General features: G+C 36.1%; 12 protein-coding genes. 5 read left to right on the forward strand and 7 right to left on the reverse strand.

Going from position 1 to position 12,798, the window contains the following annotated elements; translation table 11 throughout:
- Positions 1-93 precede the first annotated feature (93 nt).
- Positions 94-693 (reverse strand): alpha-ketoglutarate-dependent dioxygenase AlkB, encoded by a 600-nt coding sequence (locus IV512_RS16390; RefSeq protein WP_209405312.1) that lies wholly within the window; start codon positions 691-693, stop codon positions 94-96.
- Positions 693-1,580 (reverse strand): AraC family transcriptional regulator, encoded by an 888-nt coding sequence (locus tag IV512_RS16395; protein WP_209405314.1) that lies wholly within the window; start codon positions 1,578-1,580, stop codon positions 693-695. Before IV512_RS16395 ends, IV512_RS16390 begins: the two co-directional genes overlap by 1 nt.
- 214 nt (positions 1,581-1,794) lie before the next feature.
- Here IV512_RS16395 and IV512_RS16400 point away from each other — a divergent pair, with 214 nt between their 5' ends.
- A complete protein-coding gene (locus IV512_RS16400) occupies positions 1,795-2,379 on the forward strand; it encodes a hypothetical protein (RefSeq protein ID WP_209405315.1) in 585 nt (194 codons plus the stop codon).
- 72 nt (positions 2,380-2,451) lie between these two features.
- Here IV512_RS16400 and IV512_RS16405 read toward each other — a convergent pair whose 3' ends face one another.
- The 3 genes from IV512_RS16405 to IV512_RS16415 form a co-directional block, all read right to left on the reverse strand.
- The gene (locus tag IV512_RS16405; protein ID WP_371743309.1) at positions 2,452-2,811 is read right to left on the reverse strand and encodes a MauE/DoxX family redox-associated membrane protein; all 360 of its coding nucleotides are present in this window, start codon (positions 2,809-2,811) and stop codon (positions 2,452-2,454) included.
- Positions 2,812-2,889: 78 nt separating this feature from the next.
- Entirely contained in the window at positions 2,890-3,522 is a 633-nt protein-coding gene (locus IV512_RS16410; RefSeq protein ID WP_209405317.1) for an MOSC domain-containing protein, read from the reverse strand.
- Between the two features lie 85 nt (positions 3,523-3,607).
- Positions 3,608-4,033, reverse strand: a complete 426-nt coding sequence (locus tag IV512_RS16415) for a hypothetical protein (RefSeq protein ID WP_209405318.1) — start codon at positions 4,031-4,033, stop codon at positions 3,608-3,610.
- A gap of 572 nt (positions 4,034-4,605) precedes the next feature.
- Here IV512_RS16415 and IV512_RS16420 point away from each other — a divergent pair.
- Positions 4,606-6,204, forward strand: a complete 1,599-nt coding sequence (locus IV512_RS16420; RefSeq protein WP_209405320.1) for a solute:sodium symporter family transporter — start codon at positions 4,606-4,608, stop codon at positions 6,202-6,204.
- 67 nt (positions 6,205-6,271) lie between these two features.
- Positions 6,272-7,081 (forward strand): inositol oxygenase family protein, encoded by an 810-nt coding sequence (locus tag IV512_RS16425; protein WP_209405322.1) that lies wholly within the window; start codon positions 6,272-6,274, stop codon positions 7,079-7,081.
- Positions 7,082-7,154: 73 nt separating this feature from the next.
- Here IV512_RS16425 and htpG read toward each other — a convergent pair whose 3' ends face one another.
- Positions 7,155-9,044 carry a molecular chaperone HtpG gene (gene htpG, locus IV512_RS16430; protein WP_209405323.1) on the reverse strand — a complete coding sequence of 630 codons (1,890 nt, stop codon included), beginning with the start codon at positions 9,042-9,044 and terminating at the stop codon, positions 7,155-7,157.
- 602 nt (positions 9,045-9,646) lie between these two features.
- Here htpG and IV512_RS16435 point away from each other — a divergent pair.
- Together IV512_RS16435 and IV512_RS16440 are read left to right on the forward strand one after the other, a co-directional pair.
- A complete protein-coding gene (locus IV512_RS16435) occupies positions 9,647-10,654 on the forward strand; it encodes a 3-oxoacyl-ACP synthase III family protein (protein WP_209405325.1) in 1,008 nt (335 codons plus the stop codon).
- A 202-nt stretch (positions 10,655-10,856) separates the two neighbouring features.
- On the forward strand, positions 10,857-11,216 hold the full coding sequence (locus tag IV512_RS16440; RefSeq protein WP_209405327.1) for a CoA-binding protein: 360 nt from the start codon (positions 10,857-10,859) through the stop codon (positions 11,214-11,216).
- Between the two features lie 77 nt (positions 11,217-11,293).
- Here the strand turns inward: IV512_RS16440 and IV512_RS16445 are convergent, their stop codons facing one another.
- Entirely contained in the window at positions 11,294-12,754 is a 1,461-nt protein-coding gene (locus tag IV512_RS16445) for a sodium:solute symporter (RefSeq protein WP_209405329.1), read from the reverse strand.
- Positions 12,755-12,798: the final 44 nt, after the last annotated feature.

Consider the following 12,798-nt stretch of genomic DNA (forward strand, 5'->3'; position numbering starts at 1 on the left):
ATTAATGGTATCGCCCGCTTATTAAAGACAGTACGGTTCTTCAGAAAAAAATATGGGCCAAGAAAAACGACCTCTTTCTAAGAGGTCGTTTTTTTATTTTATGATTCTAAAGGTCAGGTTTATGCGTTCGTCAAGAATTCTAGATGTTTTGGGTATTTGGTGTAACCAGTATTTCTGTGTTTTGCCCGACATGATCAATAAACTACCGGATTCCAATAGTAATTTGTACCGCTGAGCTTTGCAAGCCCTGTGTTTGAGATGAAAAAATCGTTCCTGACCTAAAGAAACAGAAGCTATAATCGGGTTTTTTCCCAATTCTTTCTCATTATCGGCATGCCAGCCATTGCTGTCTTTGCCATTTCTATATAGATTTATTAGACAAGTAGTAAAATCAACATTACAATGTTTATCTACTTTATTTTTTATTTTTAAAAGTTCACTGGAGAAAGTATGGGGTCTCATCGTAATATGAGAATAAGAATAACTCTTATTGTTGTTACCGTATAGTGCGGTAAGTCTAGGTTGTAAATATTCTTTTCCGAACACCTGAATTTTGTCTTGTTGCCAGCGCACCGTACTTCGTAAACATTTAAATAGCAAGTCAGCTTCATCACTACTAAAAAAATTTGGGTAGTAGTGTATAGTACTATCGACCAATTTTAAATCATTTTCTGTCGGTAAAAGCCGTTGCATTAATGTAGAACATTTTTTAACTCGTTTCTATACTCAGAGGGGTTTTGGCCCGTGAATGCCTTGAACTGTTTATTGAAATGCGAAAAGTTGTTAAAACCACTTTCCATACAAACTTCAGTTATACTCATAGGCTGTTCGGCCAATAGTTTTGAAGCATGCACCAATCTATACTCGTTCACAAATTGAACAAAAGTCTTATTAGTGATTTTTTTAAAGTATCGGCAAAACGAAGGTACTGTCATACTAACTAAAGATGCAATCTCATCTAAAGTAATTTCTTCTTTGAAATTGCTCTTCACATGATTAAAGACAATATTGATTCGATCATTGTCTTTGACCTCGGTTTCCATAGAGAAGCCTTCAGCGTTTAAAATCTTGAAATTTTTTGAAACCGCCAACTCGTTCAAGATATTTAGTATAGAAAGCAATCGCTGAAAATCGGTTTGGTATTCTAAAATGAGCAATTTCTCACCTAGCTTTCTTTTGGTCTTACCGGAGAAGGCAATACCTCCTTTAGCAATTTCGAACAAATTCTGAATGTTCTTCATTTCAGGAATCTTAAAGAAATCGTTTCCTAAAAAATCTTGCTTCATTTGTATAACCGTCTCCGATTCATTTCCGGTGAGCTTATCTGTAAAGCCACAATGTGGTAAATTACTACCTATTAATATAAGGTCACCGTTAGAGTAATACGAAACGTGGCTACCTATTTGTCTCTTACCAGAACCACCGTTTACATGCACTAATTCAATTTCGGGGTGGTAGTGCCAAATACTTTGTTTATTGTTTTTTGTGGCATCGAACTTCTGATAAGTATAAGAATGCCCAAAACTTGGCTCTATGGCCTCAAAAGCTGGCTTCTGAGAAAGGGAGATTTTCTTTTCCATAATGCAAATTTACAATAGCCCTAAAGAGCTAATCTTTGCAAAATTAACCAAAAAATGTTCAAAATTACCCTTTAATGAATAAGTGTTTATTCGCCATGTTAAAATAGCACATAAATAGGAAAAGTGTGTAGTAGTGAGGTGGGGTATTCGGTGGTATGTTTGTATCAGATTATTAACCAAACCTGTTGAGAGACTGGTTTAAAAACAAAATGTCATGAAAAAAGTATTTAGAACAGCAGCAATGATCGCCCTTATGTTCGGAACAATGACAGCTTCGGCCAGCGAAGGGAAATTAAGCCTTATTACCAACGAGAACACCAAAAGTGTAGTATTTGAACTGGAAGCAGATGCCGGTAAGACTACCATTAAACTTTTAGATAAAGAAAGTAACGTAATTTATTACGAAACTGTTGAGAAAGTTGGATATGCCAAAAAGTTTGACCTTCAAAACTTGAAAGATGGTCAGTACTATTTCTTGACTGACGATTCATTAAGAACCACTACCTATACTATTGATGTTGACGGTTCAAGTATTTCTATTCTTGATAAGAAAGAAGATACTAAGCCAGTTTACAGAAAAAAAGAGGGAGTTATATATTTCAACCATTTGAACCTTGATAAAAATAAGGTGAACGTTGATGTATTCGATAGTAGTAACCGCTTGGTTTTCTCTCAAGAATGGAAAGATACCATGGTTGTAGAAAAAGTTTTCAACTTCAAGACAGCTTTTAAAGATGTTTATACAGTTGTAGTTACCGATGGTAAAAAATCTTATTACGAAACTATTAGTGTAAAATAGTTGTTAAAATAGTAGTTTAAGTTGAGTTGAGTTAAGAGCCCCGCTGGTATTGCACCACGGGGCTTTTGAATTTTATAGGTAAGCAAACGCCCAGTACATTAATAAGAATTGTAATGGTAATCTAACCAACAACAGCCACTTGGGTAAGCCCATAGATGCTTTAGGGTCGCTTAGCATATAAAGGTGTACGGGTAAAAATGCAAAGAGCATTAAAATAATACTATAGAGAGCATAATTTTTTGTTGTTGTAAAGAGCATGGCCAAACCAAGTGAGATTTCTATAATACCACTTAGAATTACCAAAATTTTCGGATTCGGTAGGTAATTAGGTATTATTCGTTTATAAGTTCTTGGTTTTATAAAATGGTTAATTCCTGCAAGTACGTATAGTGTGGCCATTAGATAATAATGCCAAGATTCGTTCAAGTTCATAAAAATTTAAGTTTGCGTACTTAGGTTTTTTATAGAAAAATCAATTCTATAATTCAGCTCACCAAAATGTTCGAAAGCTTATAGGTGTTTTTGTAATTTATCTTTTTTGTATTGTGGTACTGAAGGGTTTGCCATAAATATATTTAGTAATTCTTTCGGTTTTTCTTTAAGATACAAAAGTTGATAGAACTGGTAAACGGTAAGTTCGTTTATTGATTCTTCGATTAATTCCATTTGATCACCTTTACGTACTTTATCTTCTTCTAGAATACGAACATAAGTACCAGGGTGGCCATGGTCGATAAATTCTTTTAAAATTTTTTGATTGTCGAAACGCACGCCTAGTTTATAACAAGGTTCACGGGGTTGAGATACTTGAACGAGTGCCGAACCTATTCTATAAATATTGCCGACGCGTATTTGCTTTTCGTCTAAACCTTCTACAGTAAGATTTTCACCGAACATACCCCAATCCCATTCAAGTTTTGGATACAGATTTTTCCAGTAGGGGTAGTGCAAGGTCGAAAAAAGATAGCAGGCTTTATTTTTACCGCCATGATGCACCCTGTCGATGATTGTGTCTTGGCCCACATCTTCTTTTCTAAGATAAATTGACTCTTCTACGGGATATTTAAAAATTCCAGTTTTTTCTTCTTTTCCGTTCCAGGTAAATGTTACCGGGTTTCCGATATTTGTTGAAATAATATGCATTCTCAAAGATAGCGAAGTCCGTTTTGAGTAGCAATGAAAATTTCATATCTCGATGAAGCAGAGCGTGCATTCTACTTTTGTAATCTCATCTTTCTTTGAGCACAGAAATTATTTGCTCATCACAAGTAATATAAAAAGATTTGAACTCCATAATATTTAGATATAGGGGTAAATCACCGATATTCTCTAAATCTTGAACCTTAGATTCGTTTGCGGCATTTATAAAAAATGTATCACCTTCGTTAAATTTATATAGGTTAATACTACCATCTTCACATCTAGATATAGAAAGACCTATACCCATTGATACAAGATTGTAGTTATTGATGATTTTCCTAAAACCCATTCTTTCTCCCGGTTGTAGAAAGATTTCCCATATACGTAGTGAATCATTCTCAAATAGAAGTGATTGGCCCAAATCAGTGGAGATTTGCTCTTCCTTAAGTTCATTTAGCTTTGAAGTTTCCCAAGATGTAAAATTTCCGGAGGCATTTATTTCCTGATATATCATTTTGACCACGGTTTGATTAGTATTAAAATAACTAAACTTGTTGTAGTTAAAAGGCTACAATATTAATGTCAAAGATGAGAATAATCTTTTATCTGAACAATTTCGATTAATTTGTAATTTATTGTTAATTAAGTATTTGCAATCAAAATCGATTATAAAACGTTTGCGTTTTAGATTTTTAGCTCATCTGTTGAATAATCTTTACATTATGCTCAAACAAGAGCACAATAATTATCATTTTCGAATTTGCCTATCAAAACTTCATAGTTGTTGGTAAAGGCCTTTAATTTTGTACTATTTACTTTGATATATGATAAAATACGAAATATTTTAATAGTAAGGTATTTAAGTTGGTTTGTTCGAGCTATGATATTTATCACATTGGTATCAAATAATGTTTTATTTGCTATGATTTGATGACCTAAATAAAATAGGGTATCTGATTTAAATTTTTGAGTGTTAAAGAGATAGAAAAGATAAAATTTAGTTTACTATCCTATAATTAAAAGTTGAATCTCTTGTCAGTTACCATAGGCTATAAATGTTGAAAAAAAATATATACATTTATCGCTATGGCTTTATTAACATTTTTAATATTTACGGGTTTCGTTGCTTTTTATGCAACCTATAAGCTCAGAAAAGATAAACTCGATACTCAAGACGGCTATTTTCTCGGCGGTCGTTCTTTAACGGGCATTGTAATCGCTGGATCACTTCTGCTCACGAATATCTCTACTGAGCATTTAGTAGGGCTCAATGGTTCTGCCTATCGAAACGGAGCGATAATAATAGCTTGGGAGGTGACTTCGGCCATAGCCTTGGTAATCGCCGCGCTTTACTTTGCGCCTCGATATTTAAAGATGGGGCTCACCACAATACCGGAGTTTCTCGAAAAGAGATTTGATGGGCTTACGCGAACACTTATAGCCGTCTTGCTGATTTTTTCATTCGTGGCAACCTTATTACCGATTGTACTATATACTGGGGCTTTGAATATTGAGGCCATTTTCGAGATTTCTAGCCTCCTCGATGTCAGTCAAGAGCGAGGTATTTGGATAACGATTTTGATAGTGGGTGTGATAGGCGCTATTTATGCCATTTTTGGAGGTTTGAAAATGGTAGCTTATACCGATACTATTAATGGATTTGGTCTATTGGTCGCTGGTTTATTGGTGCCCATTCTAGCTTTGTTAAGTATTGGTGATGGTAACGTATTTACCGGTTTCAGTGAGGTGTTCGACAATGCACCCGAAAAATTTAATGTGATAAGTGACGAGCCCGGAGTAGGCGAAGGGGCACGTAAGGCTATATTGCCATTCGAGGTGCTTTTTACCGGTTTCATGCTCAATCAAATTTACTTTTGGTGTATGCACCAGTCTATTATTCAAAGGGTTTTGGGGGCCGTGAACCTTAAAGAGGCACAAAAAGGGCTTCTCTTTACGGGATTGTTAAAAATACTGGTACCCATGGTAGTGGTTCTTCCGGGGCTTATCGGCTATTATTATTTTGGTGATAGTTTATATGCCAACCCCGATAGCGTATACCCATTATTGGTCAAAAAGGTACTGCCCTTATGGCTCACAGGTTTTTTTGTAGCCGTAATGATGGGCGCCATTCTAAGTACGTTCAATAGTGCGCTCAATAGTGCCGCTACTCTTTTCAGTTTGGGTATTTATAAGCGCTACATTAATAAAAATACAAGTGATAAAAAGCTGGTGATCATGGGAAAATGGACATCAGCCTTGTTGGCCGTTTTCGCAATAGGTATTGCACCGTTCGTGGCGAATGCACCAGAAGGCCTATATCAGCTTTTACAGCAGTTGAACGGAATTTTCTTTATTCCTATAGCAAGTGTTATTATTGCTGGATTTTTGTTCCCGAAGGTATCTGCAGGTGGTGCCAAAATAGGACTACTTTTCGGGTTGGTCTTTTATGTGATTATGGACCATGTAATCCAAGTAAACTTGCATTTTATCCATATTTGGGGAATAGAATTTGTGCTAAACATTATCGTGATGCATATTGCATCTGCACTAATGCAAAAAGAAGAACGATTTATAATGAAAGATGCCGGTGTTTTAGACTTAAAGCCCTGGAAATATGCCAAGCACTTTAGTGCTGTACTCGTACTTTTTGCAATTATTTTGTACATTGTACTGGGAAATGTGTGATTTTAACACTTTAAACGTTATTAGCATACAATAAAACTAAACTCACAGTAAACTTGAAACAACTCTAATGGAAAAGACTTTCAGAAATTATGAGGCCGTAGATGTAAAGGCTGCGGTGAAGGAGCATTATCGAAAAATGAGAACCAATCAAACAGTGGATTATGTGCAAAGAATGCACAAGAAATATTTGAAGTTCGATAAACCAATGCCCTTATTCGAAGCTATGGCCCACTTGAACAAATTGATAGATGTTAGTGATCCTGACCTTGATTTGCCGAATGTTCAGCATTTGATTCAAAGTGCAGAAGCGATCAGGGCAGATAATAGACCTGATTGGATGCAGTTGACCGGACTCATACATGATTTAGGTAAGGTGATGTTTATGTGGGGTAGCGATGAAGATGGAACCAGTCAAGATGAACAATGGGGTACGGTAGGCGATGTGTTCGTAGTAGGTTGTAAACTACCCGATACATGTGTTTATCCAGAGTTTAACAAGCTTAATGCTGATATGTCGAACCCTGAATACAATACTACGACAGGTATATATGAAGAAGGCTGCGGATTGGATAATCTAGATTTGGCATGGGGCCATGATGAGTATTTATATCGAGTGCTGGCTAATCACAAAGAGAATACCTTGCCAGAAGAAGCCATGGTAATGATAAGGTATCATTCTTTTTACCCTTGGCATACAGGCGGAAGCTATAAAGAGCTGTTGAATAAAAAAGATGAAAAGTACCTGCAGATTATAAAAGATTTCAATAAATACGACCTGTATACTAAATCTCAAAAAATTTATGATTTAGAAGATGTGATTGATTATTACAAGCCCATAGCAGATAAGTATTTAGGCACAGGCCCTATTTACTGGTAGGCGAAAGTTAGTAGAATTAAAAAAAGCTCCAAAAAATTATTTTTGGAGCTTTTTAGTTGGACTAGATGGCCGATTACTTCACCATCTCATAACTTCGATTGATAAAGTCTGTCAACTCTTCACCTTTTAAAAGCCCTTTGGAAAGCTTTGCCAAATCAATTGATTGATTGATCAAACGTTCACGCTTTTTCGCGGTCTTAGTATTAAGAATTTCACTTACCAATTCATGATTGGTATTAACAACGATGTTGTACATATCTGGCATATTGCCCATACCGAACATTCCACCGCCACCTGTCTGCTGCATTTCTTTCATTCTTCTCATGAATTCAGGCTCGGTGATAATAAACGGTGAAGAACCACTGTCCATAGCTTCTAGCTGAACGGTATAGCTCTTGTCGTCAATCACCTCTTCTAAACTGGTTTTGAGCTTTTCTTTTTCCTCATCTGATAATTTAGATATCTGGGTATCTTCTTTTTTAATAAGGTTGTCTATATGGTCGGCATCCACACGGGCAAAAGAAATTTTTTCTTTAGAAGTTTCAAGTTTTTGCATTAGATGGCCAATAATGGGCGAGTCTAATAACAAAACCTCATAACCTTTGGCTTTCGCCGCCTCGATATAGCTGTGTTGAGATTCTTTGTCAGAAGTATAAAGAATTACCGTCTTTTCGTCTTTATCGGTCTGATTATCTTTAATTTTTTCCTGTAATTCTTCAAAAGTGAAATTTTTACCATCAACGGTTGGGTATAGTGCAAATTTGTCAGCTTTTTCAAAGAACTTATCTTCAGAAAGCATACCGTACTCGATAACTATTTTAATGTCGTTCCATTTTTGCTCAAAATCTTCTCGATTGTTTTTGAACAATGAACTCAATTTATCGGCAACTTTTCGAGTGATATAAGAAGAAATTTTCTTTACGGCACCGTCGGCCTGTAGGTATGAACGAGAAACGTTTAACGGAATATCTGGCGAATCAATGACTCCACGAAGCATCGTCAAGAATTCAGGTACGATACCCTCTACGTTATCGGTAACGAAAACTTGGTTTTGATATAGCTGAATTTTATCTTTTTGAACATTGAGATCGTTGGTCAATTTCGGGAAGTAAAGAATACCGGTTAAATTGAACGGATAATCAACATTAAGATGAATGTGAAAAAGAGGCTCTTCGAACTGCATTGGGTACAGTTCTCTATAAAACCTTTTATAGTCATCTTCCTCCAGGTCTGTAGGTTGCTTGGTCCATGCTGGGTTAGGGTTGTTGATGATGTTATCGACTTCTTGGGTCGGTGCCGGATCATCTTCTTTAGCATCTTCCGGTTTAGGAAGCGTTTCTGTTTTCATGCCAAATTTAATGGGTATGGGCATGAACTTGTTGTATTTGCTTAATAATTCGCTAATACGGTTCTCTTCTAAAAACTCGGTAGAGTCATCGGCAATATGCAGAATTATTTCAGTACCTCGCTCTTCTTTCTCACCTTTGGTCAAAGTGAATTCTGGTGATCCGTCACAACTCCAATATACGGCCTCGGAACCTTCTTTGAAGCTTTTGGTTATAATTTCAACCTTGTGGGCAACCATAAAGGCAGAGTAAAAACCTAGTCCGAAATGACCTATGATTCCAGCATCTTTGGCCCCGTCTTCATATTTGTTCAAAAACTCTTCGGCACCCGAAAATGCAACTTCGTTAATATATTTTTCGACTTCGTCTTCGGTCATTCCTATCCCTTGATCGATGACATGAAGCTTTTTAGCATCTTTATCGATCTTCACTTCGATTCTAGGGCTGCCGTATTCGACCTTAGCTTCGCCAATAGCAGTTAAATGCTTTAATTTTAATGTGGCATCTGTGCCATTCGAAATAAGTTCCCTTAGAAAAATCTCATGATCACTGTACAAAAATTTCTTGATCAGTGGAAAAATATTATCTACTGAAACGTTGATTTTACCTGTTGCCATAAATTATACTTTTAATGTCTCTATGGAGACGTTATATATGTTTTTGGTTAATAACATCCATAAGTGGATTTACCTCTTCATTGGTGATATCTCTTGAAGTCAAAAAAAATACCACATAAGTATATGGTGACAAACTGACATCTTTTATCAGGCGTTTGTAATGATTGAATTTTAAGTAAGATTACTTTGTTTAATAATTTTTGTTTTTTATTAAACAAATTATTAATTTCGATGGGGGTTATAGAAAATTGCTATGAAAAAGTTTATTCTATACCGCACTACGAACAAATAGTTAGGTTATTTAAGAACGTGCCCTCTAAATGAGGGCATGTTTTTTATATAAAATTAAATTCTGCCACCGACCCATTTGAATCTTATATTCTACTTGTTAAAAATTGACTATCTCATATTGTAGTGAAGAAATCATTTGAACGGTCTCGACAGCGTACCGTAAAATAACTATCTTGGCATACATTAATTACGAATTTAATAGTAATTCTTATCTACTTTTGTATTTCTTTATTTGTATTCATGTAAATAGAAGATTGTTTTACGAATACATCGGAAAGAGATGAACTAAATTTTTTGTATAATTATAGATTATGTACAACTCAAAAATTACAGGGCTCGGTTATTATGTTCCAGATAATGTCGTATCGAACGATGATTTATCAAAAATCATGGATACAAACGATGAATGGATTCAAGAACGAACCGGAATTAAGGAAAGAAGGCATGTGGTTCCCGAACAAGACACGACTACAAGTATGGGGGTCAAAGCTGCGAAAGTAGCAATAGAAAGAGCTGGTATAGATAAAGATGACATCGATTTTATTGTATTTGCCACATTAAGTCCTGATTATTATTTTCCAGGTCCGGGGGTTTTGGTACAACGTGACCTAGGTATAAAGACAGTTGGTGCTTTAGATGTTAGAAATCAGTGTTCGGGCTTTGTTTATGCACTATCTGTTGCAGATCAGTACATAAAAAGTGGTATGTACAAAAATATTTTGGTTATTGGTTCCGAGTTGCATTCAAGAGGTCTTGATATGACAACTAGAGGTAGGGCCGTATCAGTAATTTTTGGTGATGGTGCCGGTGCTGCGGTCCTAAGCCGTGAAGAAGATACGACCAAGGGTGTGCTATCTACACATTTACATTCTGAAGGTCAGCATGCAGAAGAACTCTCGTTGATTGCACCGGGCATGGGTAAGCGATGGGTGACCGATATATTAGAGGAAAATGACCCTCAAGACGAATCGTACTACCCGCATATGAATGGTCAATTTGTTTTTAAGAATGCTGTAGTTCGTTTTAGTGAGGTTATTTTAGAAGGATTGAAGGCCAACAACCTTCAGCCAACGGATATCGATTTATTGGTGCCACATCAAGCTAACTTGAGAATTTCTCAATTTATTCAGAAACAATTTGGTTTAGCTGACGATCAGGTTTTTAATAACATAATGAAGTACGGTAATACTACGGCAGCATCTATACCAATAGCTTTGACAGAGGCTTGGGAAGCCGGTAAAATTAAAAGCGGAGACTTGGTGGTTCTGGCAGCATTTGGCAGTGGTTTCACATGGGGTAGCGCTATCATAAAGTGGTAGAAAGTATAGAACACAAAACCCCGATGTCTCCATCGGGGTTTCTGTCATTGACTCCACTATACTAAACACTAACCATTAACTATAAATTATAGCTTCATCAACAACTTTTATCATATGGTTTCAACTATAGCCTATTATTATTAGACGATGGTGAATCTTAAAAGTTACAAATATTCGTAAACTTTAACATACCTCTATATAGATGAAAAAAACACTTGTTCTTGGCGCCTCCCTAAAACAAAATCGTTATAGTAACCTTGCTGTGAACCGTCTTGTAGAGCATAATATTGATACTGTAGCATTTGGTCTGAAGGAAGGTAAAATCAGAGACATACAAATAAAGACCAATTTTGATGATTTTCAAAATGTTCATACTATTACTTTATATATTGGTGCAAAGCGTCAGCCTGAATATATCGACAAAATCTTACAACTGAAACCAAAGCGCGTTATTTTCAATCCAGGAACTGAGAACCCAGAATTTTATAAAAAACTCGCAGAAAATGGGATCAAGGCAGAGGTCGCCTGTACTTTGGTACTTTTAGCAACCGGCCAGTATTAAATTCTCTGACAGAAGAATCAGTACGATTTTTCGCATCAAAGTTTAACATTTGAAGTTCTCTCATTCTCAAAATTCTATTAGTCCTTTTTTCGAATGAACCATAAACCTATGAAGGTTAATAGCCCATTGATGGGTAGTAGTTCATAGCCAATTTGATATCCGCCCAGTGCATCTGAAGGTATTGATGCAATAGCATAGATTAAAATAACTACGAATACGGCTACAAGCCATACATACCGGTCTTTTAATTGATATTTGGTGAAAATTCCGAAAGTGAACAAGCCTAATAAAGGGCCGTAAGTGTAGGTTGCCACCTGTAATAGGCCGTCTATGACATTGGTGTCTAGAATATGCTTGAACAAGATTACTACCAATATAAGTAAAAGACTCATTGCTACATGAGTGGTTTTTCTAATCTTTTTTTGGCTCGCTTCGGGTCTTCTTTCGATACCTAAAAAATCGACACAAAATGAGGTGGTCAACGATGTTAAGGCACTATCGGCGCTGCTGTAAGCGGCAGCGATCAAGCCTAGCATAAATGTTATGGCCACCACGATACCCAATCCACTATTTAAAGCTATTTCAGGAAAAAGTAAATCTGATTTTGCTTGACCGTTCATTAAAGGTGTAGCAATATTGAATTTATCGGCATAGATGAAAAGCAACGCTCCCAACAATAGAAAGATAAAATTGACAATTACTAAAACAAGACTAAGTGAGACTACGTTCTTCTGTGCATCTTTTAATGAGCGACATGTTAAATTCTTCTGCATCATATCTTGGTCAAGACCTGTCATACAAATGGTAATGAACATACCTCCTAAAAATGATTTGACAAAATGGGTCTTTCCGAAGAAATCATCGAAGAATATCATTTTACTGTACTGCTTTAATTCATTAGAACCTAAAAATTCAGAAACGGTCCAATCAAGTTTTTGGTTGATAAAATAAATAGATAGTCCGACAGATAGAAGCATGAATGTGGTTTGTAAGGTATCCGTCCATACAATAGTTTTGATTCCGCCCCTAAATGTATATATCCATATTAACAAAATAGAGAGTATAACAGTTACTTCAAACCGTACACCGAGGTCATCAAAAACAAATTGTTGTAGTACAATGGCAACCAGAAATAATCGAAAAGATGCTCCAAGAACACGAGAGATAAAAAAAGACACCGCTCCTACCTTATAACTTACCGTACCGAAACGTTTTTCAAGGTATTCGTAAATCGAGGTCACATTTAGATTATAGTAAATGGGGAGTAGTACATAGGCGATTACAAGATAACCGGCTAGATAGCCAAAAACTACTTGCATGTAACTGAACTCAGAAGTGGCGACCCAACCAGGCACCGAAATAAAGGTTACTCCCGATAGCGACGCGCCGACCATGCCAAAAGCCACAAGGTACCAAGGTGATGACTTGCCTGCTTTGAAAAAGTCCACATTAGAATCATTTTTTCCAGTGAAATAGGAAATTAATAAGAGCAGTAAAAAATAGGCTCCAATTAGAATAAGAATGTGGATGGCGGTCATGAAACTTTAATTTCGCCACAAATTACGAAAAGTTGAATAGTAAA

The sequence above is a fragment of the Pseudozobellia sp. WGM2 genome, assembly GCF_017810075.1.
In the GTDB taxonomy this organism is placed as follows: domain Bacteria; phylum Bacteroidota; class Bacteroidia; order Flavobacteriales; family Flavobacteriaceae; genus JADNYK01.